General features: G+C 72.2%; 24 protein-coding genes. 5 read left to right on the top strand and 19 right to left on the bottom strand.

Annotated elements, in window-relative coordinates; genetic code table 11:
• Window positions 1-164: 164 nt before the first annotated feature.
• On the top strand, window positions 165-701 hold the full coding sequence (locus KBX00_RS21615; protein WP_210829737.1) for a phospholipase: 537 nt from the start codon (window positions 165-167) through the stop codon (window positions 699-701).
• Window positions 702-810: 109 nt separating this feature from the next.
• On the opposite strand, the gene KBX00_RS21610 is transcribed toward KBX00_RS21615, so the two are convergent.
• Window positions 811-3,639: an adenylate/guanylate cyclase domain-containing protein gene (locus KBX00_RS21610; RefSeq protein WP_210829735.1), complete on the bottom strand. Its 2,829-nt coding sequence runs from the start codon at window positions 3,637-3,639 to the stop codon at window positions 811-813.
• 166 nt (window positions 3,640-3,805) lie between these two features.
• Entirely contained in the window at window positions 3,806-4,024 is a 219-nt protein-coding gene (locus KBX00_RS21605) for a zinc ribbon domain-containing protein (RefSeq protein ID WP_210829733.1), read from the bottom strand.
• Between the two features lie 56 nt (window positions 4,025-4,080).
• Between KBX00_RS21605 and KBX00_RS21600 the strand changes: the two genes are divergently transcribed.
• Window positions 4,081-5,319, top strand: a complete 1,239-nt coding sequence (locus KBX00_RS21600) for a lytic murein transglycosylase (RefSeq protein ID WP_210829731.1) — start codon at window positions 4,081-4,083, stop codon at window positions 5,317-5,319.
• A 72-nt stretch (window positions 5,320-5,391) separates the two neighbouring features.
• Entirely contained in the window at window positions 5,392-6,408 is a 1,017-nt protein-coding gene (locus KBX00_RS21595; protein WP_210829833.1) for a GNAT family N-acetyltransferase, read from the top strand.
• 18 nt (window positions 6,409-6,426) lie between these two features.
• Here KBX00_RS21595 and KBX00_RS21590 read toward each other — a convergent pair whose 3' ends face one another.
• From KBX00_RS21590 to KBX00_RS21550, 9 genes are all read right to left on the bottom strand, one after another.
• On the bottom strand, window positions 6,427-6,933 hold the full coding sequence (locus KBX00_RS21590) for a helix-turn-helix transcriptional regulator (protein ID WP_210829729.1): 507 nt from the start codon (window positions 6,931-6,933) through the stop codon (window positions 6,427-6,429).
• Window positions 6,934-7,415: 482 nt separating this feature from the next.
• Complete coding sequence (gene hemB, locus KBX00_RS21585; protein ID WP_210829727.1) at window positions 7,416-8,399, bottom strand: porphobilinogen synthase; 984 nt, start codon at window positions 8,397-8,399, stop codon at window positions 7,416-7,418.
• Window positions 8,400-8,434: 35 nt separating this feature from the next.
• Window positions 8,435-10,015: a uroporphyrinogen-III synthase gene (locus KBX00_RS21580; protein WP_210829725.1), complete on the bottom strand. Its 1,581-nt coding sequence runs from the start codon at window positions 10,013-10,015 to the stop codon at window positions 8,435-8,437.
• Window positions 10,012-10,983, bottom strand: a complete 972-nt coding sequence (hemC, locus tag KBX00_RS21575) for a hydroxymethylbilane synthase (protein ID WP_210829723.1) — start codon at window positions 10,981-10,983, stop codon at window positions 10,012-10,014. Before hemC ends, KBX00_RS21580 begins: the two co-directional genes overlap by 4 nt.
• Window positions 10,980-12,308: a glutamyl-tRNA reductase gene (locus KBX00_RS21570; RefSeq protein ID WP_210829721.1), complete on the bottom strand. Its 1,329-nt coding sequence runs from the start codon at window positions 12,306-12,308 to the stop codon at window positions 10,980-10,982. Before KBX00_RS21570 ends, hemC begins: the two co-directional genes overlap by 4 nt.
• Window positions 12,305-13,075 (bottom strand): redox-sensing transcriptional repressor Rex, encoded by a 771-nt coding sequence (locus KBX00_RS21565; protein ID WP_164448464.1) that lies wholly within the window; start codon window positions 13,073-13,075, stop codon window positions 12,305-12,307. Before KBX00_RS21565 ends, KBX00_RS21570 begins: the two co-directional genes overlap by 4 nt.
• 338 nt (window positions 13,076-13,413) lie before the next feature.
• On the bottom strand, window positions 13,414-14,082 hold the full coding sequence (locus KBX00_RS21560; RefSeq protein ID WP_210829719.1) for an HAD family hydrolase: 669 nt from the start codon (window positions 14,080-14,082) through the stop codon (window positions 13,414-13,416).
• A gap of 38 nt (window positions 14,083-14,120) precedes the next feature.
• Window positions 14,121-14,372 (bottom strand): glutaredoxin family protein, encoded by a 252-nt coding sequence (locus KBX00_RS21555; RefSeq protein ID WP_210829717.1) that lies wholly within the window; start codon window positions 14,370-14,372, stop codon window positions 14,121-14,123.
• On the bottom strand, window positions 14,365-15,945 hold the full coding sequence (locus KBX00_RS21550) for an AMP-binding protein (RefSeq protein WP_307869023.1): 1,581 nt from the start codon (window positions 15,943-15,945) through the stop codon (window positions 14,365-14,367). Before KBX00_RS21550 ends, KBX00_RS21555 begins: the two co-directional genes overlap by 8 nt.
• A 539-nt stretch (window positions 15,946-16,484) precedes the next feature.
• On the opposite strand from KBX00_RS21550, the gene KBX00_RS21545 reads away from it, so the two are divergent.
• Window positions 16,485-17,432: an ECF subfamily RNA polymerase sigma factor, BldN family gene (locus KBX00_RS21545; protein WP_210829713.1), complete on the top strand. Its 948-nt coding sequence runs from the start codon at window positions 16,485-16,487 to the stop codon at window positions 17,430-17,432.
• Window positions 17,433-17,714: 282 nt separating this feature from the next.
• The gene (locus KBX00_RS21540; RefSeq protein WP_210829711.1) at window positions 17,715-18,575 is read left to right on the top strand and encodes a DUF5667 domain-containing protein; all 861 of its coding nucleotides are present in this window, start codon (window positions 17,715-17,717) and stop codon (window positions 18,573-18,575) included.
• 70 nt (window positions 18,576-18,645) lie between these two features.
• Here KBX00_RS21540 and KBX00_RS21535 read toward each other — a convergent pair whose 3' ends face one another.
• From KBX00_RS21535 to KBX00_RS21500, 8 genes are all read right to left on the bottom strand, one after another.
• Complete coding sequence (locus tag KBX00_RS21535; RefSeq protein WP_210829831.1) at window positions 18,646-19,533, bottom strand: lysophospholipid acyltransferase family protein; 888 nt, start codon at window positions 19,531-19,533, stop codon at window positions 18,646-18,648.
• Between the two features lie 74 nt (window positions 19,534-19,607).
• Window positions 19,608-20,681 carry an NAD-dependent epimerase/dehydratase family protein gene (locus KBX00_RS21530; protein ID WP_210829709.1) on the bottom strand — a complete coding sequence of 358 codons (1,074 nt, stop codon included), beginning with the start codon at window positions 20,679-20,681 and terminating at the stop codon, window positions 19,608-19,610.
• Window positions 20,682-20,797: 116 nt separating this feature from the next.
• Window positions 20,798-20,899 carry a 30S ribosomal protein bS22 gene (locus KBX00_RS21525; protein WP_007465623.1) on the bottom strand — a complete coding sequence of 34 codons (102 nt, stop codon included), beginning with the start codon at window positions 20,897-20,899 and terminating at the stop codon, window positions 20,798-20,800.
• 221 nt (window positions 20,900-21,120) lie between these two features.
• Complete coding sequence (locus tag KBX00_RS21520) at window positions 21,121-21,330, bottom strand: helix-turn-helix domain-containing protein (RefSeq protein WP_007465625.1); 210 nt, start codon at window positions 21,328-21,330, stop codon at window positions 21,121-21,123.
• Window positions 21,331-21,556: 226 nt separating this feature from the next.
• Window positions 21,557-22,741 (bottom strand): ABC transporter permease, encoded by a 1,185-nt coding sequence (locus KBX00_RS21515; RefSeq protein ID WP_210829707.1) that lies wholly within the window; start codon window positions 22,739-22,741, stop codon window positions 21,557-21,559.
• On the bottom strand, window positions 22,738-23,448 hold the full coding sequence (locus tag KBX00_RS21510; protein ID WP_210829705.1) for an ABC transporter ATP-binding protein: 711 nt from the start codon (window positions 23,446-23,448) through the stop codon (window positions 22,738-22,740). The genes KBX00_RS21515 and KBX00_RS21510 overlap by 4 nt, the downstream gene beginning before the upstream one ends.
• Window positions 23,445-24,833 carry an efflux RND transporter periplasmic adaptor subunit gene (locus KBX00_RS21505; RefSeq protein ID WP_210829703.1) on the bottom strand — a complete coding sequence of 463 codons (1,389 nt, stop codon included), beginning with the start codon at window positions 24,831-24,833 and terminating at the stop codon, window positions 23,445-23,447. The genes KBX00_RS21510 and KBX00_RS21505 overlap by 4 nt, the downstream gene beginning before the upstream one ends.
• Before the next feature lie 42 nt (window positions 24,834-24,875).
• A complete protein-coding gene (locus KBX00_RS21500; RefSeq protein WP_307869019.1) occupies window positions 24,876-26,090 on the bottom strand; it encodes a hypothetical protein in 1,215 nt (404 codons plus the stop codon).
• Window positions 26,091-26,138 lie beyond the last annotated feature (48 nt).

Below are 26,138 nucleotides of genomic sequence, written 5' to 3'. Positions count from 1 at the left end.
CCTGGACACCGCTGGTGTCCAGGGCATTCGTCTGTTTCGGCACCGGTCACCAATATTTCTCGCGGGTAACACCGGCAGGCCGCGCTATTGATCGAGACTTGTCGAACCCCGGTAACTCGCCGGTAACAACGTGCTCTGCCGCACACCCCCGCGGAGGTATGACCGTGCCCAGACGTCTCGCCACCACCCTCGCCTCGGCCCTGCTCGCGCTGCTCACCGCCCTCGCCGTGGCCTCTCCCGCCACGGCGGCCGTCACTCCACAGCAGAAGTTGTCGGTACTGTCCAGCTGGACCCAGACCAGCGTCAGCAGCTACAACGCCTGGTACTCCGCCCGCCAGAATCGCGCACCCTGGGCCGAGTACAACTTCGACTGGTCCACCGACTACTGCTCGTCCAGTCCGGACAACCCGCTCGGATTCAAGTTCAGCCTCTCCTGCGCCCGCCACGACTTCGGCTACCGCAACTACAAAGCGGTCGGCCAGTTCGGTGCCAACAAGCCGCGCCTCGACAGTGCCTTCTACGAGGATCTCAAGCGATCCTGCGCCACGTACAACTCCATCGTCCGGCCGGCCTGCCTGAGCCTGGCGTGGACCTACTACCAGGCGGTCGCCATCTTCGGTTCGGTGGCCGCCGTGCAGCAGTCCGACATCGACCGGGCCGCCCGGATGAAGGCCGACGCCGAGCGCCGCGCCCGGGCCTGACCGCTTGGCGGACGCCCGGCTGCCACCACGGCCGGGCGTCCGTCGGTCAGGGACCGTCGGGAACCCCGGGTGCGAGCGAGGCGCAGCTGCCGCGAGGTTCCCGACGGTCTCAGGCGTGCTCGGTGTGGCGGTCGACAGTGCTGGGCTGACGCGGGGCGGGGCGACCTGCGCCGGTGGCGAACCGCCCCGAATCGGCGGCCAGGTCTGGATGCTCGACCCCGAGCGCCAACGCGACCGCCTCGTCCAACCCCAGATCGGCGCCCTCGCCGTACGCCTCGTCGAAGGCGGCGTCGCCAAGCGCCCGCCGCAGCGCGGCCTGCCGCTGCGTCCAGTACGCCTCGTAGATGCCCGGCGTCGACCGCAGCCCCGCCCGGGTCGCCTGAGCGGCACCGAAGAGCCGCGCCGCGGTCAGCGGCTGGTCACCGAGCGCACAGCGCACCGCAACCGCGTTCAACGTGTCGCAGGCCCGTCCGTGGAAGCCGTGATTCATCCGGGACCGGAGCGCCACCAGCAGGTGCTCGTGCGCGGCCACCAGGTCGCCCCGAGCCAGCGCGACCATGCCGAGCAGCATGTCCACCGAGCGACGCCCCCGGTCGCGCGGTCGGGCCGCCTCCACCGGCCGGGCCGCACCGAGCAGTTCCGCCGCCTCGTCCAGCGCGCCCCGCCGCCACAGCAGCTCGGCCAACCGGAGCACGGCGAACAGCGCCTCCGACTCGACCCCCTGGTCCTGCGCCCAGTCGATGACCTCCCGACAGACCCGCTCCGCCTCGGCGAACTGTCCCATGTCGACAAGCGGGGCGGCGCGGCCGGCGAGCACCCGGGCCAGCAGACCGGCATCGCCGGCCTGACGGGCCGCCGCCTCGGCCCGCTGCGAGTAGCGCAGTTCCTCGCCGAACTCACCGTCGCCACCGGCGTGCAGGGAATGCATGTGGTAGGCCGCCGCCAGTTCGTCCTCCGGGACCACCTCGCCGGTCTCGGCCAGTCGGCCGTACAGCCGGAACAGCCAGAGCCGCCCCTCCCGGGCCAGTCCGCGCTCACGCCACCACTGGTCCAGCCCGCCGGCCAGCCGCAGGCCGGCCCGGGCACTCCCACCCGTGGCACACCAACGCAGCGCGGCGCGCAGCTCACCGGCGAGTGGATCAAGCGCGTACAGCGACAGCGTCACCGGCTGCCCGTCCGGGCCGAGGTGAGCCCGCTTGAGGGCGTGCGCCGACCAGGCCACGTGCCGGTCGCGGGCGGCCTGCTCCTCCCCGGCCTCGGCGAGCCGCCGCGCCGCGTACGCCCGGATGGGGTCGAGCATCCGGTAGGTGCAGCCGGCCACGTGCGGTTCCGCAAGCACCAGCGACTTGTCGATAAGCACCGACAGCGGGTCGAGCGGGTCGTCGTCGAGCAGCCACTCCACCGTCGGCAGGTCGACCGGGCCGGCGAAGACCGCCAGCCAGCGCAGCAGTCGCGTGGCGCGTGGCCCAAGCGTCCGGTACGACCACGTCACGGTCGCCTGCATGGTCAGGTGCCGTTCGGCCGCCGAGCGGACTGCCGCCCGGCTGGCCGGGGTCGAGCGACTGACGCCGGTGGCCGCTGCGGCCAGGTCGACGGTGTCCCGCTGGTTACCGGTGTTGCCCCGATCGGTCGGCGGCGGTAGCGGATCCTCGCGGCCAGCGTCGAGCGTGCCGAGCACGTCGTCGAGTCGCTCAGCGAGCTGACCCACCGAGAGCACCCGCAGCCGGGCCGCGGCCAACTCGATGGCGAGCGGCAGACCGTCGAGTCGCCGCACCACCCGTCGTACGTCGGCCGACTCGGACGGATCGGGCTGGCGCCCGCCCCGCGCCGCCGCCGTTCGGTCCAACAGCAGCGCCACCGCGTCGCTCTCGGTGCCGTCGGGCGCCGGATCGACGGTCAACGGCGGGATCCGCCACACCACCTCGCCCGGCAAGCCCAGCGGCTCCCGGGTGGTCGCCAGCACCCGCACCCCACCACCACCGGCCAGCAGCCGGGAGACCGCGTCGGCGCAGGCCGCCGGCTGGGCGTCGCAGGTGTCGAGCACGATCAGCATCCGGCGGCCGGCGGCGTACTCCACAAGCGTGTCGACCATCGGGCGGCCCGGCTCCGGACGCAGCCCGAGCACAGCGGCGACGGCGAAGGCGACAAGTCCGGGGTCGGTTACCGCGGCGATGTCGACGAACCAGACCCCGTCCGGGTACTCGTCCACCAGGTCGGTGGCGAACTCCACGGCCAGCCGCGTCTTGCCGCTGCCACCCGCGCCGAGCACGGTGACCAACCGGTGCCGGCTCACGAGTCGCCCCAACTCGGCGCGCTCGGTCTGCCGACCGACGAACGTGGTCACCTGGATCGGCAGGTTGTGCGCCACCGCGTCGGCGGTACGCGGTCGCGGGAACTGCCGCTCCAGGCCGGGCGCGACGAGCTGGAAGAGCCGTTCCCGATCATCGAAACCACGCAGCCGGTGCAGCCCGAGGTCGAGCAGGGAGGCGCCGGCCGGCAGTGGCCGGGCCCGGCGGGCGGTGGCACCGGAGCAGAGGATCTGCCCGCCGTGCGCGGCGGCGGCGACGCGGGCCGCCCGGTGCACCTCGGGGCTGGCGTACTCGCCGTCGCGTGGCTCCGCCCAACCGGTGTGCAGTCCCATCCGGACCCGGGGGGCCGCCTCCGGCGTCGGCCAGTCGTGCTCACCGAGCGCCCGCTGCGCGGTCAGACAGGCGGTCAACGCCGCGCCCGCGTCATCGAAGGCCAGGAAGAACGAGTCGCCCTCGGTCAGCAGTTCAGCGCCCTCGGTCGCCGCGATCGTCCGGCGCAGCAGCCGCCGGTGCTCGGCCAGCACCGGCCGGTAGCCGGACCCGAGCAGCTGGGCCAACCGGGTGGAGCCCTCGATGTCGGTGAAGACGAACGTCACCCAGCCGGTCGGGAGGTGGATCCGTGGCGGCATGCGTGGCACCTCCCCCCTGGTCTCGGCACCATACTTCCCGACACCAGATCATCACGCATCGTGAGAACGGCCGGCCGAGACTCCGACCCAAGGTGCCATCGGACCCGGCGTCCGGGCAAGGCCGGCAGCCACCCGTACCACCCTTCGGCCAATCGTGCCGGCGTGATCAGCAGCCGCAGCCGCCACCGCAGCAGCCACCACCGGCGGGCGCGGACGAGGCACCGGACCCGCTGCCACCGCGACCGGTGATCGCGACCGTGGAGAGCAGTTTCACCGTGTCGCCGTGCCCCTGCGGGCAGGGCGCCGGCTCACCGGCCCGCGCCATCGGACGGTTGACCTCGAAGGTGGCGCCGCAGGCGCGACAACGGAACTCGTACCGGGGCATGCCGTCAGCCTACGACCGGACCTGACGTCGGCGGGGACATGGGTGATACTCGACGGGTGGCAGACGGCGAAGAGCGCACCACCCTGCGGCCCCTGCGACCGGCCACGCCGCGCGCCGACTCCGGCGCCGGCCCGGACGGGCCGGCAACCAGGCTGCCCCGGCCCCGTCGACCCTGGCTGAGTTCCGGCAGGCCGGCCGCCGACGCGGCACCGGAGCCACCCACCACCGAACCGGTTCCGGCGGAGGCCATCGACAACGCCGCCGGCACCACGAGCGGCGCTACGGCTCCCGACAGGACGGATCGTGCCGCGGCGGAATCGACGCCGAAGACCACTGTCGAGAAGTCCACTCCGGAGTCCGGCGCACCGGCAGCCCGGCGCCGCCGGGTGCGCTTCGGGCACGCCGTACGTCTCCCGGGGCCTCGGGCCGCCGCCCGGGCGACCCGCGCCTGGTCGCGCCGGCCGAGCGGCCGGCTGACCCTGCCCGGGGTCTTCCTGCTCGTCCTGGTCGCCGCGACCGCCACGGCCGGCGCGCTGGTGGTGCCCGCCACCCTGGGCGCTCCACGTCCGGTGGCGGCCGACGCCACCGACGACGCACCCGGCGCGCTGCCCAGCGACCTGCCGCCGACCGCTCAGGTGCCGCCGCCCGGGCAGTTCCCGCCACCCACCGCGACCCTTCCGCCGGGCGTGACCGGGCCGGGCACCGCCGCGCCGGCCGGTGGCCGCCCGTCCGACGCCCTGGCCGGCTGGGCCCGCGACACGGGCACCAAGGTCGGCATCGACCCGATCGCCATGCAGGCGTACGGCTACGCCGAGCTGGTGCTCGCCGAGACCGATCGCAGCTGCGGCCTGAGCTGGACCACGTTGGCCGCGATCGGTCTGGTCGAATCCCGCCACGGACAGGCCAACAACGCCCAACTCGGTGCCGACGGCCGGGCGGTCCCGGAGATCATCGGTCTGCCGCTGGACGGGCAGGGCAACCGGATGCGGATCGCCGACACCGACCGGGGCGAGCTGGACCGCGACACCACCTACGATCGGGCGATCGGGCCGATGCAGTTCATCCCGACCACCTGGGAGGAGATCGGCGCCGATGCGGACAACGACGGCCGTGAGGACCCGCACAACATCCACGACGCCGCCCTCGCGGCCGGGATGTACCTGTGCAAGGGCGGCCGGAACCTCACCATTCCGGGTGACTGGTGGAACGCGATCCTGTCGTACAACGATGTCCGAAGGTACGCCCAGGACGTCTTCGACGCCGCCAACCGGTACGGACAGGCCAGTCGCACGTGAAGTGATCGTCCGCATACATTGGAGAACTGGACACTTCCCCCCGGCTGCGGTTAACGGCAAGCTAGACGGGTGATGGTGCGCGAGTGGGACCCCAGGACCGCGTCGTCCGCCGAGATCGCGTCGCTGCTGGACACGCTGAACGCGGTCCTGGCGGCCGATCTCCCGCAGGATCCGCCGTGGCGGGAGAGTTCCCTGCGGGAGTACCTCGCCGAGGTGATGCCGGGCGAACGACGGATCTCCTGGATCGCCGAGGAGGAGCCAGACGTCGACGGCGTTCCGGGAGCCATCCTCGGTCAGGTTCACGTGCTGCTGCTCGGCAACATCGGTGTGCTGGAGGTCCTGGTCCACCCGTCCGCGCGGCGCAGTGGTCTGGGCCGTGATCTCGTCCTGCGCGCCGCCCGCCGCGTCTACCAGGAAGGTTTCGAGTCGATCGGGGTGGAGGTGGTCGGCGACACTCCCGCCGTCGCCTTCTACGAATCGCTCGGCTTCAGCCGGGAGTACGTGGAGACCCGCAGCGTCCTCGACCTCTCCGGCGTCGACTGGGCCGAGTTGGCGGAGATGTCCACCGGCCTCGGGGCGGGCTACCGCGTCCAGTTCCACCCCGGCGGCCCACCGGACGAGCTGATCGAGGCGTACGCGCGGGCCAAGGCCGAGATCCGGGACATCGAGGACGGCGAGCTACGACCCAGTTCGTACGATCCGCAGCGGCTCCGGGACAGCCTCGACTGCCTGCACCGGCGGGGCATGAAGCCGTACATCGTGCTCGCCCTGCACGAGCAGACCGGTGAGGTGGCCGGCCTGACCGAGGTGGTGGTGCCAGCCCAGCACCCGACCCGCGCCGACCAGTACGACACCATTGTCGTTCAGGATCACCGGGGTTACGGCATCGACCGGGCGATGAAGGCTCGGATGCTGCTGGAGCTGCGCTCGGCCGAGCCGCAGCTGACCGAGGTACAGACCTGGAACGCGCAGGCAAACGAGACCATGCTCAAGGTCAACGCCGAGCTGGGCTACCGCACCGACCGGGACTGGTGCGAATACAGCGTCGACGTCGCCGAGCTGGTCCATCGCCTCGACGCCACCCGCTGACCGTCGGCTGCCCGCCCGTCAGTCCCGGTACCAGGTACCCGGGTCCGGCGGAGGCGGCACGTTGCGGTACTTGGCCACCCGCACCTCCCACTGACTGCGGCGTCGCCGCGCCTCCCGGTCGGCCCGGGAACGGTGGTAGGTCTCCGGCGGGCGGGCCAGCCCGTAGATGTCCGCCCACCACTCGCCCGGCTCCGGATCGAGAATGGTGTTCAGGTGAGCCGGGTAGCGACGATCGGCCCCGTCCCGGGTATCGTCCCAGACCTCCATCGGCAGCACGACCCGCCCCTCCTGGTCGACGGCCACGAGGTAGAGCCCGGCCGCACCCAGCAGCCGCTCCAGCACCGCCAAGCTCGGCGTCAGGCTGCCCGCCTCGACCCGCGCGACGGTCGACGGGGCGACCTTGGCGAACCGGGCCATCCGCAACTGGCTGAGCCCGACGATCCGGCGGGCACGTCGCACCAGACCGGCGATGGGGAAGGGACCGACGGTGGGGCCAAGGTCCGGCGGCTCGAAGACGGTGGACATGCCCCGACCTTGCCGCTGCACAAGACAGGGCAGCAACCCCTGTGGAAAAACCTGTGGATATCCGGCCTCGCGGCATCCATTGACACCGCACCAGGCGGACGACCGCTACCTTGAGCGACTATCACCTTGAGTGACGGGGAGGCCTCCTCCCTCCGCCCTTCCCGATAAACACCTGCACGCCCTTTGCTCTGCTTCAACCCACGCAACCCTCTCTGACCAGCAGTTGAGCGAGGCCGAGTCCTCAACGCGCCATCCGCCGACAACTACCCTCCGCAAGCTGTGCGTGGGTTGAAGCAGAGCAAAGGATGGGCAGGGACAACCGTGGGGGTGGAGGAGAAACACTCAGAGTGACAGCTGTGGCCGAGGCGCTGGTCGACCAGTGCTGACGGGTGTCGGCGTGCACAGGCCCGTCGCCTCAGCGGTCAGCCGTCAGCCGTCAGCATTGCGGCGTGCGGGGAGGCGAGCAGGGCCGTCGAGCCGGGTCAGTAGCGTTCGCGGAGCAGTTGGGCGGCCTCGACGGCCCAGTAGGTGAGGATGATCTGGGCACCGGCGCGGCGGATCGAGGTGAGGGTTTCCAGCATCACCCGCTCCCGGTCGATCCAGCCGTTCGCGGCGGCCGCCTCGACCATCGCGTACTCGCCGGAGACCTGGTAGGCCGCCACGGGCACGTCCACGGCGGCGCGGACCGCGGCCACCACGTCGAGGTACGGCAGCGCCGGCTTGACCATCACCATGTCGGCACCCTCGGCGACGTCCAGCGCGACCTCGCGCAGCGACTCGCGCAGGTTCGCCGGATCCTGCTGGTAGGCCCGCCGGTCCCCGTCCAGCGCCGACTCCACCGCGTCCCGGAAGGGGCCGAAGAAGGCCGAGGCGTACTTCACGGCGTACGCGAGGACGGCCACGTCGGTGTGACCGGCCGCATCGAGTGCCGCGCGTACCGCCGCGACCTGGCCGTCCATCATGCCGGACGGGCCGACCACCCCGACCCCGGCGGCGGCCTGGGCCACGGCCATCTCGGCGTATGCGGCGAGGGTGGCGTCGTTGTCGACCTCGCCGGCCGGGGTGAGCTGCCCGCAGTGCCCGTGCGAGGTGAACTCGTCCAGGCAGAGGTCACTCATCACCACCGTGGCGTCGCCCACCTCGGCGACCACGTCCCGGATCGCGACGTTCAAAATGCCGTTCGGGTCGATGCCGCCGGAGCCACGTTCGTCGCGTGACGCGGGCACGCCGAACAGCATGATCCCGCCGACGCCGGCCTGCACCGCCTCCACCGCCGCCTTACGCAGCGAGTCGCGCGAGTGCTGGAGCACTCCCGGCAGCGAGGCGATGGCGCGCGGCTCGGTCAGCCCCTCCTTGACGAACATCGGCACGACCAGCTCGGCCGGGTCGACGCGGGTCTCGGAGACCAACCGACGCATCGCTGCCGTGCGGCGCAGCCGACGGGGCCGCATCTCTGGGTACGGCATGAACCCTCCCTGACGACCAGCCGGAGCCGGAACGGCTACCGGAACCTCAACGCCGTCGGCCCCTGGACCTTCGAACCACGGCGCTGCTTCGCCGGCATCGCGGCGAGCTTTTCCCGCAGCTCGACGGCGTAGCCGGCGAGCGCCTCCACCAGATCGGGCACCGACGCGTGCGGCGGTTGGACGTCGACCCGCAGGCCGAACTCCGTCGCGGTCTCCGCCGTCTTGGGCCCGATCACAGCGACAACGGTACGCGTGTGCGGCTTGCCGGCGATGCCGACCAGGTTCCGGACCGTGGAGGACGAGGTGAACAGCACCGCGTCGAACCCGCCCGACTTGATCGCGTCCCGGATCTCGGCGGGCGGCGGAGCGGCCCGGACCGTCCGGTACGCGGTCACGTCGTCGACCTCCCAGCCGCGCTCGGTGAGCCCGGCGGCCAGCGTCTCGGTGGCGATGTCGGCACGCGGCAGCAACACCCGGCCGACCGGGTCGAGCACCTCGTCGTGCGGCGAGAACTCGGCCAGCAGGCCCTCGGAGGACTGCTCACCGGAGGGCACCAGCTCCGGCTGGATGCCGAAGGCGCGGACCGCGTCGGCGGTCGCGTCGCCGATACAGGCGATCTTGACGCCGCCGAAGTGCCGGGCGTCCAGCCCGTGCTCGGCGAACTTCTCCCAGACCGCCCGCACCGCGTTCACCGACGTGAAGATCACCCAGGCGTACCTGCCGTCGACCAGACCCTTGACCGCCCGCTCCATCTGGGCGGGGGTACGCGGCGGCTCCACCGCGATGGTCGGCACCTCGCAGGGGATCGCCCCGTACGCACGCAGCCGGGCACTCATCGCGCCGGCCTGCTCCTTGGTACGGGGCACCAGCACCTTCCAGCCGTACAGCGGACGGTTCTCCCACCAGCTGAGCTTGTCCCGCTGGCCGACACCGTCGCCGACGGTCAGCACGACCCGGCCGGTGAAACCGAGTGCCGCCGCGACGAAGGAGTCCACGGTCGACGTGGTGGTGTACTGCGTCTCCCCGGTGCCGTCCCCGGTCACCCCGACGTCGGTGGCGCCGTTCACGCCGGCGGCCAGCAGCCCGTCACGGACCGCGGCCAGGTCACCGGCGTCGACCGCCAGCGCCAACGAACCGCGCTGCACGGCCGCCGCCAGCGCGTCGAAATCCAGGCCGCTGACGTCCTCGACGTCGGCGGCGGTGCGTACGCCCGGCAGCGGCACGCCCGCGTAGGTGGCCACTCCCTCGGCCTGGCCGACTCCGGGAACCACCTCGAAGTGGGCGGCGGTACGCGCCACCGCCTGCACCTCCTTGACCACCGAGTCGTGACCGAACGGATCGCCGGCCACCAGGTGCACCGCGTTCTGCCCGGAGCGGGCCGCCGAGATCAGGATCTTGGCCACGTCGCCCGGCGCGCCCTCGGCCGGGGTGAACTGGGCGTCGGAGCTGGCCTCGGCCCGGACGACGTCGAGCAACGACTCGGGGACGCCCCGGTCGTACACCACCTGGTCGGCGCCGACCAGGGCGTCGTGCGCCCGGCGGGTCAGCAGGCCCGGGTCGCCGGGCCCTGCTCCGACGAACGCGATGCGGCCTACGGGCTTACGGGTGCGGGTCATTCTGTGCTCCCAAATTGCTGGGTCCCCGGGCCGTGGTGTCCTTGCGGGCCGAGGATCGAGTCGGCGCCGAGGTCGAGGAGTTCGGCGGCGAGTGCCTTGCCGATCTCCGCCGCGTCGGCGGGCGTACCGGTGCGGGACAGCCGGACCTCGTGCGTACCGTCCGGGCTGATCACCGCCCCGCGCAGGTAGATCTCATCGCCGTGCTCGCCTTCCGCGAGTTCGGCGTGGGCGGCGACCGGAGCGGAGCATCCGGCCTCCAGGGTGGCCAGCATCGCCCGCTCCGCGGTGACCGCGGCGCGGGACGGTGCGTGGTCGAGCATGGCGAGCAACTCGACCAGGTCGGTGTCGTCGAGCCGGCACTCCACCGCCAGCGCCCCCTGAGCCGGGGCCGGCAGCATCAGCATCGGGTCGAGCGTCTCGGTGACGGCGTCGGCGCGGTCGATGCGGGTAAGGCCCGCCCGGGCCAGGACGACGGCGTCCAGGTCGGCGTCCGGGCCGAGCACCCGGGCCAGCCGGGTGTCGATGTTGCCCCGGATCGGGGTGACCGACAGTGGCATGCCCAGCGCGTGCAGCTGGGCGATCCGGCGCAGCGCTCCGGTGCCGACGACCGCGCCGGGCGGAAGTTCGGCAAGCGTCCTGCCGTCGCGGGCGACGAGCGCGTCACGCGGATCCTGTCGCGGCGGCACCGCGGCGATGTGCAGCCCCGCCGCGGTCGCGGTGGGCAGGTCCTTGTACGAGTGGACCGCGAAGTCGATCGTCCCGGCGACCAGCGCGTCACGCAGCGCGGAGACGAACACGCCCACCCCGAGGCGGTGCACCGGCGCGCTGGACCGGTCGCCGGCGGTCACCACCTCGACCAGTTCGACGGCACGTCCGGTACGCGCCGTCAACGCCTCGGCGACCTGCCCCGACTGGGCCATCGCCAGCTTGCTGCCCCGGGTACCGAGGCGCAGCGGGGCCTCGTTCATCGCTCGCCTCCGGCGGGTGGGGTGATGTCGGGCACGGTGTCCACCGGCGAGGTCTGCGGGACCTGGAGGTCGAACAGTTCACGCAGCAGGGCCGTGTACTGGTCGCCGCCGGGTTCGGCGGCGAGCTGACGGACCCGGACGGTCGGCTGGTGCAGCAGCCGCTGGACCACCCGGTGCACGGTACGCGCCACCTCGGCACGCTGGTCGTCGCTGAGGTCGGGACGGCGTTGCGCGAGCCGGCGCAGCTCGGCGGTGACCACGTCGTCGGCCCGGCCGCGCAGGGCGGCGACGGTCGGTGCCACGTCGGCACCGCGCAGCCAGCAGAGGAAGGACTCGACCTCGCCGGCCACGATCCGCTCGACGGCGGCGGCGTCGGCGGCGACCGGGCCGTCGGCGAGCAGCGCCGCCATCCGGTCGATGTCGATCACCTCGACGCCGGGTAGCTCGGCGACGCCGGGGCCGACGTCTCGCGGCACCGCGAGGTCGAGCAGGACCAGTGGGCCACGCCCGGGAGCGCGGTCGGCGGTCGCGGCGGCGACCACCTCGCGGGAGAGGACCGGCTCGGGCGAGGCGGTGGCGGCCACCACGACATCCACCGTGCGGAGGGTGTCGGCCAACTCGGCCATCGGTCGCGCGCCGGCTCCGTAGGACTCGGCCAGCCGGACGGCGCGGTCGGTGCTCCGGTTCGTCACGGTCAGCGGCCCGGCACCGAGCCGGGACAGCGTCGCCACCCCCAGTGACCCCATCGCCCCGGCACCGACGATCAGTGCGGGGCGACCGCTGAGGTCGTCGTCGAGGTGACCGGCGGCGAGTCCCAGCGCGGCGGTCACCACGCTCTGGCCGGCGCGGTCGATCCCGGTCTCCGAGTGGGCCCGCTTGCCGACCCGCAGCGCCTGCTGCATCAGCTCGTGCAGCAGCCGGCCGGCGGTGTCGGCCGCACTGGCCCAGTGGTAGGCGTCACGCAGTTGCCCGAGGATCTGCGCCTCGCCGATCACCATCGAGTCCAGGCCGGTGGCCACCCGGAAGACGTGATCCACCGCGGCCGAGTCGAAGTGCACGTAGAGGTGGTTGGCCAGCGCGGCCGGCTGGCAACCCGCCTGCTCGGCGAGCACGGCACAGATGTCGCCGAGGCCGCCGTGGAAACCGGAGACCGCCGCGTAGACCTCCACCCGGTTGCAGGTGGAGACGAGGACGGCCTCGCTCACGTACGGCTGCGCGACCAGACGCTCCAGGGTGCGGTCGAGCCCGCTTGGTGACACCGCGAGCCGTTCCAGGGTGGCCACCGGTGCGGTGCGGTAGGACGCGCCCACGACGAGGAGTTTCACGTGCCGATCGCCTCCTGGCTCTCGGTGACCGCGAGACCACCGGGCAGGGCGGTGAGGGCGGACCCACCGGCGGCGGGCAGCGCGGTCAGGGATGCCTTGCGGTGCTCGTGGAACGACAGGATCTGCAACTCGATCGCCAGGTCGACCTTGCGCACGTCGACCCCTTCGGGAACCGAGAGTACGCACGGCGCGAAGTTCAGGATGCTCGTCACGCCGACGGCGACCAACTGGTCCGCCACCCGTTGCGCGGCGGCGGCCGGGGTGGCGATGACACCGATCGCGATGGATTCCTCGGCGGCCACCCGGGGCAGCTCGTCGATGTGCTGGACGACCAGGCCGTTGATCTCCTCGCCGACCCGCTCCTGGTCGGCGTCGAGGAGGGCGGCGATCCGGAACCCACGACTGGCGAAGCCGTCGTAGCCGGCCAGGGCGTGACCGAGGTTACCCACCCCCACCAGGGCCACCGCCCGGCGCTGGGTGAGCCCGAGCACGTACTCGATCTGATCGATCAGCAGCCCGACGTCGTAGCCCACGCCCCGGGTGCCGTACGAGCCGAGCTGGGACAGATCCTTACGGAGCTTGGCCGAGTTCACCCCGGCGGCATTGGCCAGCCCCTCGCTGGAAACCGTCTCGTGACCGGTTTCCGCGAGGTTGTGCAGGGCTCGGAGGTATTCGGGGAGCCGGGCCACCGTCGCCTCGGGCAGGTCCGGGAGCGCCGGTACGGCACCTGCGCGACCGGGCGCGCCAGGGTGACGGTGCTGACTCATGAGACTCCGTGCGGTGCGATCCTCGACCAACTCCACCGGTCGGCCGTTTCGGGACTCCCGCTGGCGACCGATGTTGCCGGCTGTGCTAGCGGGGCGCGTCGGAATTACAGAGTAGGCGCTTGTGAAGACGTGCACAAATCGCGATCTTGCTGGCCCGGCCCGCGTACCCACCGGCCCCTCCATCCCACAAGATCGATCATCACCTCGCCATCACTGCCCGCGCGATTATCCCTCAATCCCGACTTCTCTGACCAATCACACGTAGCCCCCGGCCCTCATTCAAATTCGCCGATCATGAAGTTATCGCCCCGACACGCCGAATTTCGCGCGCGAAACCGTCAGGAACGGCGCGGTGGGTCGGTGGAACTGGTGGCGAGGGTCACGGCCTCGGTGAGCGTGTCGGCGACGGGGTGGCCGGAGCCGAGCAGCCGGGCGCGGTCGGTGAAGCCACCGCTGTAGAGGACGGCGCGGGCACCCACGGACCGGGCCGCGTCGGCATCGTCGAGCGAGTCGCCGATCAGCACCACCGACCGGCCGTCGATGCCCAGCGCGTCGAGATGCCGCGCCAGGGACTCCGCCTTGCGGTCGCCGCCGATCTGTGCCCGCAGCCCGTCGACCCGGGCGAACCGAGTGGTCAGGCCGTACGTCTCCACGGCGGGCACCAGCTCGTCGTGGAACCACATCGACAACAGGGACTGGCTGCCCGACCAGGCCGCCATCGCGTCCACGGCATCGTGCGCCAGCTCACACGTGGTCAGCCCCATCCGGTACGCGTCGTGGAAGATCTTGTCCAGCCGACCGAAGGCGTCATCGTCCACCGCGCGACCGAGGATCTCCGCGTAGTAGTCGGCGATCGGTCGGCGGAAGCGCACCCGGTGCTCGTCAGGGGTGACGCTCGGCCCGCCCTCGCTGGCGAACACCGCGTTGGTACAGGCCACCACGAGGCTGAGGTCGTTGAGCAGGGTGCCGTTCCAGTCCCACACCAGATGAGTGCTCGCAGGGGTCATCGCCGCACCTTATCCGGCCGTACCCCGGTGCGGCGGCCTCAGAGCTGCGGGGTGGTCAGGTCACGCAGCAGCCGTTCCTCCTCCACCCGCCAGTAGCCGTGTTCCCTGCCGTCGAGCAGCACCACCGGCAGCCGGTCGCCGTACTCGCGTTCCAGCTCCACGTCGCCGCTGACGTCCCGTTCGGTCCACCGGTCGCCGGTGACCGCGACCACCCGGTCGAGCGCCGCCTTGGCGTCCGCACAGAGGTGACAGCCGGGACGGGTGATCAGCGTCAGGCGGGGTTCACGCATCGGTCTCCTCCGTCGTACCGAGCAGGGTCTTGCGTACCTTCCCGATCACCGAGCGTGGCAGCACGTCGACGAACTCGACCTCGGTCGGGCACTTGAATCTGGCCAGGTTACGTGTGCAGTGCGCGATCAGCTCGGTACGTGCCACCGCGGCCTGCGGCCTCGGCACCACGTACGCCCGGACAGTCTCCCCGGTCCTCGGGTGCGGCACACCCACTACGGCGGACTCCGCCACCGCCGGATGGGCCGACAACACCAGCTCGACCTCGTGCGGATACACGTTGAAGCCGTTGACCAGGATCAGCTCGCCGATCCGGTCGACCAGGAAGAGGTCGCCGTCGGCGTCGGCGTACGCCACGTCGCCGGTGGCCCACCAACCGTCGGTGTCCGGTCCGCCGGCGCCGTCCGGCCAGTACCCGGAGAACAGGTTCGGGCCACGCACCACGAGCTGTCCCGGATCGGTACCCGAGGCCGGGTCGGTGAGGTCCATCTCGTCCGGATCGTCGTCGGGCGCGGCCACTCCGTCGCGCCACAGTTCCGTACCGTCCGCCCCGACCAGCCGCACCTGCACGCCGGGCAACGGACGGCCGATCGAGCCGGGCCGGGGTTCGCCGCCGACCAGGGTCGAGGTGAGCACCGGGGCGGTCTCGGTCAGGCCGTACCCGACGTGCACCGGAGGTCCGGCGGCCTCGCTGAAGCGCGCCGCGTCGGCCGGCTCCAGCGGTGCCGCGCCGCACACCACGAGCCGCACCCCGGCCATCGCCCCGGCGAGGCTGTCGGCGCCCGCCCGGGCCCAAGCCTGCACCATCGACGGTACGCCCACCAGGACGCTCACCCGGTGCCGGGCGATCTCGGCGAGCGCCGCGTCGGCACCGGCATCGTCGACCAGCACCCCGGTCGCACCATGGTGGAGCACCGCACCCAGCCCGGCGTTCAGCCCGTAGGCGTGGAACAGCGGCAGGGCCAGCAGCACGGTGTCGTCCGGGCCGACCACCGGCGGCTCGATCCGCCCGATCTGTTCGTGGTTGGCCGCCAACGCCCCGTGGGAGAGCATGGCTCCCTTCGGCCAGCCCGAGGTGCCCGAGGTGTAGAGCAGCACCGCCAGGTCGTCGGCGCCTCGGGCCGGAAACGTGCGGTCGCCACCGGCAGCCGGCGCGCCGGTGTGCACCGCCACCAGCGCAGGCAGGTCCAGCTCCGCCACCAGATCCCGGATCCGCTCGGTACCGATCAGCACCGACGCGCCCGAGTCCGCCAGGACATGCCGCAGTTCCCGGGCGGTCAGCCCGGGATTCACCGGTACCGCGATCAGCCCGGCGCGCAGCGCGCCGAGCAGGCTGACCACGAAATCCGGCACGTTCGGCAGCGCCACGGCGACCCTTGCCCCTGGCCGGGAGGCGTCGGCCACCGGCACGGCTGCGGCCAGTGCCCGGGCCGCACCGCTCACCGCCTCGTCCAGTTCGGACCAGGTGATCGTCCGCTGCCGCCAGTGCAGTGCGGGTTTGCCGGCGTGCAGCTGCGCCGCCCGGCGAAGACGGTCGGCGAGGTTGGGACCGGAGACCGAGTCAGGATCCTGCACGGTGGCTGAGTCTGGCACAGCCCGATCCGTACGGCCACGTCCGCGAGTCCCGTTCACGGAACCAGACCATGTCACCGACGGTGCGGTACAGGTGCGACGGCGACGGACCGGGGGTGCCCGGCCCGGTACGGTAGCCGGTTTCCGCCGGACCTCGGCACCCCACGCTGATCCCGCCCGTCACCTGCACGAACAGTGACTCCAATGGGGATCAGGTGGGTCCCCAGTTGTCAACCACACCCGACGGACAACCGGTCCGCCGGGTCGGCGACACGTCGGGAAATACTTCGGCCCTGTGTAACGGACTTGCCACGCGCGGGTGACGTTGGCCCTATCATCACTCGGGTCGGCTCACCCCATTTGCCGTGAGTCGACACCCCTCAGCCCGAGGAGGCCCCCGTGCCGTTGAGCGCATTGGACCAGCACCTCAAGGGGATCTGCCGCCCGCCGGCACACCCCGGAGCCACCCTGCCCGGCGGGGCAACGACCGGTCGACCGGTCGTTGCCGACCCGGCGGCCACCGGCGGAACGGAGGCGGGGCGATGACCACCTTCGGATTCGCCGAACGTCCGGTCGGCCTGACCGGTCCGGCCGCCCGCGCTCCGATCAACGAACGCGGCGGCGTTCACGGCGCACCGGACGCGTCGGCCAACGTCACCACCCGAGGTGACGGTGCCGCTCGCCGGGTGGGCAGTCGGCCTCATCAGAACGAGCCGCCGCATCGACCACCCGTACCCGGTGGAAACGCCAAATCCGCCGGCGGTCGGGTAGCCTCCCCGAACCGCCCCACGATGCCGGCCCAGGCTCGGCGCAGTGGGGACGCACCGGTCGCCGAGGTGTCCACCACCGAGACCGCGGTGATCCCGGCAGTGGCCGAACCGACCGGCACCTCGACCGGGTTCCCGAGCCGGCCGGATCCGTCCGATCCGGCGACCGAGGTCTGGGCTCTCGTCGAGCGCGCCCAGGCGGGCGAGGCCGAGGCCTTCGGGCTGATCTACGACCGCTACGTGGACACGGTGTTCCGCTTCGTCTACTTCCGGGTCGGCAATCGGCAACTCGCCGAGGACCTCACCTCGGACACCTTCCTGCGCGCCCTCAAGCGGATCGGCAGCTTCACCTGGCAGGGCCGCGACCTCGGGGCCTGGCTGGTCACCATCGCCCGCAACCTGGTCGCCGACCACTTCAAGTCCGGCCGGTACCGGCTGGAGGTGACCACCGGCGACGTCCTGGACGCCGACCGGGAGGATCGGGGTCCGGAGGGCAGCCCGGAGGCCGCGGTGGTGGAACACATCACGAACGTCGCCCTGTTGAGCGCGGTGAAACGCCTCAACCCCGAGCAGCAGGAGTGCATCGTGCTCCGCTTTCTCCAGGGCTTCTCGGTGGCCGAGACCGCTCGGGCGATGGGCAAGAACGAGGGTGCGATCAAGGCGTTGCAGTACCGGGCGGTCCGGGCCCTGGCGCGGCTGCTTCCGGACGGCTTCCAGCCGTGATCTCCCCGCACCACCACGATGGCCGTCCGCACCGGCCGGCCGCCGCGCGCGCCGGCCTCACCACGATCACTTTGCGTAATTTCGGCACCGGCCGGGCCGTAACCCGCCCCCGGCACGGCGCGTTTCTCCGGGTGCGACCGGTGACAGGCTGGGAGCCCTCGGGGGCCTCCGGATGACCTACGACGGTGCCGACAACGGCCATCCGCTGTGGTGTCGCGGGGTCATCGGTCGCTGGCGGTGAACGCGGCCGACCGGCCGTGACCAGCGAGAGGAGGTGCCACGGTGGACAACGCCCTCTTCTCCCGTCGGCGCGCCGAGCGCTTCGCGCAGCTTCTCGACGAAGCCAACGGCGGCCGGCGTCATCACGTGCGATCCACCGACGACGACCGGCTCGCGCCGCTCGTCGCGCTCGGCCGGCACCTCGGTGCCAACCCGCCGGACGCCGAGGTCGACCCGGAATTTCGCACCGGCCTCCGGGCGATGTTGCTGGCCACCGCCGCTCGCGAGGGGGTCGGCGCGCCGGTCCCCGCCCGACCGGCCGAGAAGACGTCTTCCGGTCGTGGGACGCTCCTGCCCCCGGTGACCGCCCGCCGAGCCCGCGCTCGCGGTGCCATCCTGATCGGCATCGCCGCCGGTGCCGTGGCCGTTTCCGGCATCTCGGCCGCCAGCGAGGACGCGGTGCCCGGTGACGCGCTGTACGGGATGAAACGCAGCACCGAACGGGCGCAGCTCGCGCTCACCAGCTCCGACATCAGCCGGGGTCAGCTCTTCCTCGACTTCGCCCGCACCCGGCTGGCCGAGGCGACCACGTTGGGTGGCAGCCCCGGCGGATACCGCACGGTGCTCGACGACATGGACGCGGACACCCGGCAGGGCGTACGTCTGCTCACCGGGGCGGCCGTGCAGCGCTCGGATCCCGCGGCGCTGGCCGCGGTCGACGCGTTCCTCACCGACCAGCGGCGATCGCTTGGCGCACTGCAGAACCGGGGATCCCGGGTCGACCGGGTACGCACCACCGCATCGCTGGCCCTGCTCGAATCCGTCGCCGAGCGGGCCGAGGCCGTGCGCGCCGCCATCGCCTGCGGCCAGGAATTCACCGTCACCAGCGACACGCTCGGTCCGATCCCCACCGCCTGCTCCTGACCGGGCGGGCGCTGCGAGCTGGCCGGCGGATCAGCCGGGCACGCCGGGCAGCCGGTCACTGTCGCATCGGTCAGGGACCGAACGGGTCAGGCCGGCGCTCCAGCAGCTGGTGCAGGGTCTGCTGGATGGTCTCGCGTACCTGGTCGGCGAGGTTGAACACGACAAGCGGATCGTCCGCGGAGTCCATCAGGTGCTCCGTCGGGATCGGCGGACAGAACTCGATAAGCCACTTGCTCGGCAACGGCACCATGCCCAGCGGCCCGAGCCAGGGGAAGGTCGGTGTCACCGGGAAGTACGGCAGCTTGAGCAGTCGGGCCAGTGGCTTGATGTCGGCGAGCATCGGATAGATCTCCTCGCCACCGACGATGGCCACCGGGACGATCGGAGTGCCGGTGCGCAGCGCCGCCGAGACGAAGCCACCCCGACCGAAGCGTTGCAGCTTGTAGCGTTGCGCGTACAGCTTGCCGACGCCCTTGAAGCCCTCCGGGAAGACACCCACCAGCTCGCCGTTGCGCATCAGCCGCTCGGCGTCCGGGTTGCAAGCCATCGTGCCGCCGGTCTTGCGGGCGATCTCGGAGACCACCGGCATCCGGAAGATCAGGTCCGCGCCGAGCAGCCGCAGGTTGCGGTGATCGGGATGCTCGTGGTGCAGCGCGGTGGAGAGGATCAAGGCGTCCAGTGCCACGGTGCCGGAGTGGTTGCCGACGATCAGCCCCGCCCCGTCCGCGGGTACGTTCTCCAGGCCGGTGACCTCGGTACGGAACCAGTCGCGGTAGAGCCGACGCAGCAGGGGATGAAAGACCGCCCCGGTCAGGTCGCGGTCGAAGCCGAACTCGTCCACCTCGTAGTCGCCCGCCAGCCGTCGGCGCAGGAAGGCCAGGCCGGCGGCGACCCGGCGGTCCCAGACGTCGCCCGCCTGGTCCGGCGCGCTCGGGCGGTGCCCGTTACGTCGCGTCACGTCGGGGGCCACCGGCGCCGGCACGGCGTACCGGCCGTCGAGGCGTGCCTCGTCGTGCCGTTCCTCGGGCCCGGTCACGACCGCTCCCGGACGGCGGCCCGAACCTGTCGGATCTGGTCGAGCACCAACTGCTCGGCGGCGGCCAACTGCTCCCGGGTCACCACCGCACGTCCGTGGTGTGCCCGGACGAAGTCGTCGAAGGCGGCGGCGGTCGAGCGGGGCGTGAAAGCGTACTCCCGCTCCAGTCGGGAGATGTCCACCACCCGGCCGTGCACGAAGAGGTCGACCTGGTCGAGGCCGTAGCGACCGAAGCCCATGACCCGGGCCAACGCGGCGGCTCCGGACAGGCCCGGCTCCAGCACCGGCACGGCGACCCGGCCGGCTCGACGGATCGCCTGCGACAGCGCGAGCACCCCGGGCCCGGCGACGTTGAAGGTGCCGGAATGATCACCGACGACCGACCGGTGCAGCACCTCAAGCGCGTCGTCGAAGTGCAGGAACTGCAACCGGGCGTCCCGGCCGAAGATGGTCGGCACCACCGGCTGGGCGAAGTAGCGGGTGAGCGTGGTGTCCGCCGTCGAGCCGATGAACGGTGCGAAGCGCAGCACGGTGGCGGTGACGTCGCCGCGTCGGCGACGGAAGCCACGGACGTACCCCTCGATGTCGAGGATGTCGCGGCCGAAACCGCCCCGCGGCACCTCGCGCGGCTCGGTCTCCTCGGTGAAGACCGCCGGGTCGCGGAACGACGCACCGTACGCAGCGGTGGAGGAGCGGACCACGATCTTGCGTAGCCGTGGTGCCCGTTGGCACGCGGCGAGCAGCTGCATGGTGCCGATGACGTTCTGCTCCTTCATCGCCGCCCGGCCACCGTGCTGTGGGTCAGGGGAGCTGACCAGCGCCAGATGCACCACGGTGTCCACGTCGAGGTCGGCGAGGAGGCCACCCACCGAGCCGGCGTCGACCCGGATCCGCTCCACCTGGTCGAGCAGTGCGTCGACCTCGGGCCCCGGCTCCGGCAGGTCGATGCCGATCACCCGATCGATCCGCGGGTCGGCGGCGAGCCGGGCAGCGACGTGCGCGCCGAGATAGCGACTGACCCCGGTCACGACGACGACCCCCGGAGGGCTCTGGGAGCCACCGGGGGTCATGTCTCGCACCTACCCCGGCAGGTGGGACCGAGCCGGAACAGCCACGGCCTGATCACCTGAGCCTCCGAGGGTCGACAGTTGGCAAGGGACGGACGCCGGACCAGGCCCGGCGTCGGTCACTTGCCGAGACGGCGACGCTGGACGCGGGTCTTGCGCAGCAGCTTGCGGTGCTTCTTCTTAGCCATGCGCTTGCGGCGCTTCTTGACCACCGAGCCCATACGACAGCCTTTCGATGCAACGTGCGGCGCGACCGGGAGGACACCACGAACCCGTGGCGTCAGCGACCGCTTGCGGACAGGGACCGGACCGGCGGGGTGGGCGGCGGAGCGCACCAGCGGTCACGATCGGAGTCCAGCGTAGCGGGACTGCGTCAGCAGGACCAACGCGCCCCCGCTCGATGCCCGTTCCACCGGGTCCGCGTGACCCGGCCGCACCAGGGTCAGGCGGTCTCCTGGAAGGCGCCGCGCAGGTATTCGTGCACCGCGTGCTCCGGCACCCGGAACGACCTGCCCACCCGCACCGCGGTCAGCTCGCCGCTGTGCACCAGGCGGTAGACCGTCATCTTCGACACCCGCATGACCGTCGCCACCTCGGCGACGGTCAGGAACTTGACCTCCGACAGCCGACCGTCGGACTGCGACCCGGCCATGGCTCACCCGACCCATCCCATGCCCGGCGCGTGCCGCCACACGGGTCCTCCCGCGCGGCCGGCGACGCGCGTGTTACCAGTACGGTAGCGGGACGGCTGTGACCGGCGCGATCCCTTCCTGCAACTGATCATGGATGGGTGCCGGCGTGGCGGCGAAAAACCCCTGGTCGAGTACCATCCTTGGAATTTTGGCGACGATCAACCTCGGCCGCGGGTATCGGGGACGTCACTCGGCGCGCAGGGCCACCACCGGATCGAGCCGACCGGCGCGCTGCGCGGGTACCACGCCGAAGACGATGCCGACCGCCGCCGAGACGCCGAAGGCCAGTGCCAGCGACCACCAGGTCACCGCCGCTGGGATGGGTGAGACAGCGGCCACCAGCAGTGCGCCGCCCACCCCGAGGGCCATCCCGGTGAGCCCACCGACCGAGGTCAGCAGCACCGCCTCCAGCAGGAACTGCACGCCGATGTCCCGGGGCCGGGCGCCGACCGCCTTGCGCAGCCCGATCTCCCGGGTCCGCTCCCGGACCGAGACGAGCATGATGTTGGAGACGCCGACCCCGCCGACCAGCAGCGAGATGCCCGCGATGGCGGCCAGCACGCCGGTCAGGATGCCGAGGATGTCACCCAGCACCCCGAGGATCTGCTCCTGGGTGACGGCGCTGAACTCGGTACCCGGGTGCCGGTCGTTGAGTTCGGCCACGATCCGGTCACCCAGCTCGTCGATCCGTTCCCGGTCCGGCGCCTTCACCGCGATGGCGTCGACCCGCTGGATGCCGTAGAGCCGCTGCGCCGCCGTCACCGGCACGTGCACCTCGTCGTCCCGGTCGACCCCGAGACTCTGCCCGAGCGGGGTGAAGACGCCGATCACCCGGAAGCGGACGCCGGCCACGTTTATCTGCTGGCCGACCGCCTCCCGGTCCGGGAAGAGGGAGCGGGCGACCGAGTCGCCGAGCACCGCCACCCGCCGGCTGGTGTCCACATCGGCACGGGTCAGGTAACGACCCCGGCCCAGTTCCCGGGCGAAGACCGTCGGGGTCGTCTCCAGCACCCCCTGGACGGTCGTGAAGTCCTCCCGGTTGCCGGCCCGCACGGTCGCACCCGAGGCGACCGTCACGGCCACCCGACTCGGATCACCGACCACCCGCCCGACCGCGTCCACGTCCTTCAGGGTGAGCGGGGAGAGCGCCGGCGCGCTACCCACGTCCAGTCGCCCCGGCACGACCAGCAGCAGATTGGAGCCGAGCCCCTCCACCTGCTGTTCCACCCGCTGCTTGGTGCCGGTGCCGATGGCCACCAGCAGCACCACGGAGGCCACCCCGATGACCACCCCGAGCATGGTCAGCGCGCTGCGCATCCGGTTCGCCCGCAGCGCGTCCCACGCCACCCGCCACGCCTCGGCCAGTCTCACGCGCCGGCCCCGCCGTCCACCGCGCTGTCGGCGACGACCACGCCGTCCCGCATGGCGATGCGCCGCCGGGCCCGGGCCGCCACCTCGGCGTCGTGGGTGACCATCACCAGCGCCACCCCGGACTCGACGTTGAGCCGTTCCAGCAGTTCCAGCACGGCCGCGCCGGTGGTGCTGTCCAGGTTGCCGGTCGGCTCGTCGGCCAGCAGCACGGTCGGGTCGGTGACCAGGGCCCGGGCGATCGCCACCCGCTGCTGCTCGCCGCCGGAGAGCTGGTTGGGCCGGTGGTGCAGCCGGTGCTCCAGGCCGACCCGGCCGAGCATCGCGGCGGCGCGCTCCCGCCGCTGGCGCGCGCCCACCCCCCGGTACACCAGCGGCAGCGCCACGTTGTCCACCGCCGAGGTACGCGGCAGCAGATGGAACGCCTGGAACACGAAGCCGATCGTCTCGTTGCGCAGCCGGGCCAGCTCCGGTGCGGACAGGCTGCCCACCTCCCGGCCACCGATCACCAGCCGGCCGCCGCTGGGCCGGTCCAGGCCGCCGAGCAGGTGCATCAGCGTGGACTTGCCGGAGCCGGAGGGCCCGACCAGCGCCACGTAGTCGCCGGCTCCGACGGTCAACGACACACCCCGCAGGGCGGGCACCGAGACGCCGTCCAACTCGTACGTCCGGGACACGTCGAACGCCTCGATGGCCGGACCCTGGCTCACCCGACCTCCTGGCCCTCGCGGACCTGGTCGGTGCCCCGGACGACGATCCGGTCGCCGGGCTGCACCCCGTCGACGATCTGCACCAGGTCCTGACCCTGCACGCCCACGGTGACCACCGCCCGGTCGGCACGGCCGTCGCGGACCAGCCAGACGGTGTCCCGACCGTCGACCGAGAAGAGCGCCGACGCGGGCACGGTCACCGCGTCCGCCTCCTCCCGTACCCGCAGTCGCAGCACCGCGTTCATCCCGGGGCGCGGGGTGGGTGCCGGCTCCGCCTCGCCGAAGCTGCCGGCGCCGAGCGCGAGTCGTACCCGGTAACTCACCCCACCTCGGGCCGAGGTGCTGGGCAGCACGTCGATCGAGCGGACCGTCGCCGGGTAGCTGGCACCGGTGACGGCGTCCAGTTCGACGGTGCCGGTCAGCCCGGGCCGGACCAGCAGCACGTCGGTCTCGTCGACCTCGGCGAGCAGACCCAGATCGCGGGTGTCGACAACGGTCAGCACCGCGGTGCCGGCGGTGACCCGACCACCCACCGGTATGGCGGTGTCCACCCCGGGCGGCGGGCCGGCCGGTGCGCCGAGGGCCCCCGGGTCGATCCCCGGCGGCACTCCGCCCGACTCCAGCAACCCGGCGAGCGCCCCCGCCGAGCCGCCGCCGCTGCTGGCGCCGCCCGGTTGCACCACCCCGGCGATCGGGGCGCGCAGGGTCAACGCGTCGACGTTCGCCTTGGCCAGGTCGTACGCCTGCTGGGCCTGGAGTCGCTGGGCGGTGGCGAGCGCGCTGACGGCGGAGTTCAGGTTGCGGACGCCGCGTTGCACCTCCCGGACCGCCCGGTCGGCGGCCCGGGCCGCCGCGTCGTACCGTCGCTGTGCCGCCTCGACCTGGGTGAGCAGCGCCTTCCGGAGCTTCGGGTCACTGATCTTCGCGGCGGCCGCGCGGGCGGCGGCGTGCGTCTGCTCGGCGGCCCGGTCGGTGCCGCGCAGGGAACCGGCGAGGTCACCGCCGCCACCGCCCCCACCGGCGCGCTTCGCCGCGTTCAGCGCGTCCCGCGCCTGGCGGAGCCGTTCCCGGGCCGGCGGTGAGCTGATCACGGCGAGCACCTGGCCTCGCTTGACCTGCTGGCCCGGCTTGACCCGAAGACGGGCCAGCGTGCCGTCCGCCGGGGCGGTGAGGGTGGCCGCCGCCCGCGCCACGACGGTGGCGGGGGCGTCGATCTCCTCCGCCACGGCCGCTCGGGCCGCGGCGGCGAGCGTGATCGACGGTTCGTCGCCACCGCAGGAGGCGGCGGTGGTGACGGTCAGCACGGTGACGGCGAGCAGGACGGTGAGCAGGCGGAGCCGCATGGCTGGCAGCCGCGGCGAGTCGGAGCGGCGCACGCGACACATGCTACGAGTCGCTGTCGATGTCGGCCCTGCCAGGGCACCAGGTCAGCGCACCGCCGCGCGGATGTACGCGACGCACTCCTCGTGCAGCTCGGACCAGGGCACGCCAAGCAGTTCCTCCGAGGTCTGGGCTGGTCGACGGCCCTGATGCACCACAGCTTTGAAGAAGGGGAGCAACCGGTCGGCACCGAACCGCTCGATGAAGTACCCCACGGCGAGATACGCGATGCCGTAGGTTCCGTTCACCTCTTCGTCGGAGAATTCGGCAGTGGGGTAGAGGTCGTCGAACCTGCCGTCCCAGTCGCCGCGCACCAGCCGCCGGGTTTCGGCGAGCGCCGGGTAACGGGCGATCGGTTGACCGTTCGCCGCCACGTACTCGGCCAACCCGTCAACCAGCCACCAGGCCGAATCCTCCCAGTAGCCGTCGTGCATCGTCGCCGCGTGGGTGAACTCGTGCCGGAGCACCTGGTCGAGGTAGGGTCCGTAGTACAGGCTGTCCGGCCCGAGTACAACCTCGTGGTGACCGCCGCCGATGCTTATCGCCGTACCGATCCCCCATTCGGGTTGTCCGCCGCCGTACCAGCTCTGCCATTCCTCCTTGCCGGCATAGAAGATCCGATACCGGTCCGGCGGCGTACCGTCCACCGCGTACCGATCGGCCACCCTGGCTGCCGCCTCGGCCTGCAGCAGCAGGATCGGAAGCAACTCGCGATGCTCCCGTACGGTCGCCACGAGTGTTCGTTTGCCCACCACCACTGTCAACTCGCTGATCTCCCAGGGCACGTTGCCGGGCTGACCGCTGGCTTGGCCGAGCACGTCCGGGGAGGACTTCGACCTCTCGATCTCCAGCAGCCGCGGCTCCGGTCCGTCGCTCCACCTGGTGTCGACAACCATCGGGCTCAGCTGGCACGAAGCGGTCACGAAGCAGTAGTTGATCGAGACGCGCAGTCGCCACTCGCCCACCTCGCCCGCCCTGGTGGGCAGGCCGCTCGGGCTGGCCACCCAACGGGCCACCCGCAGCGCTCTGAGCGAGTCGTACCGGCGGCGCAGCTCGGTGCGCGCGGCTCCGGTTTCAGCGATCGCCAGAAACCCGGCCCGGTCCCCGTCGAGCAGGGCGGCCGCCTGGCGGTTCAGCTGTGCGCCGATCCGCTCGGCGAGCTGCCGGGCTGCCGCGGTGGTCGGGTTCTCGGTCGGGTTGGCCGACTCGCTCGATGCTCCGTCGTCACCCTCACGACCGGACTCGATCATCAGTACCGTCACCGCCGGCAGGCTGCAAGCCACAAGCAACACGACCACAAGCAGCGCGGC

Origin of the sequence: Micromonospora sp. C95 (assembly GCF_018070465.1) — a bacterium.
Taxonomy (GTDB): domain Bacteria; phylum Actinomycetota; class Actinomycetes; order Mycobacteriales; family Micromonosporaceae; genus Micromonospora.
The sequence above is the reverse complement of the archived record's forward strand: the minus strand, read 5'-3'. Positions and strand labels throughout refer to the sequence as shown.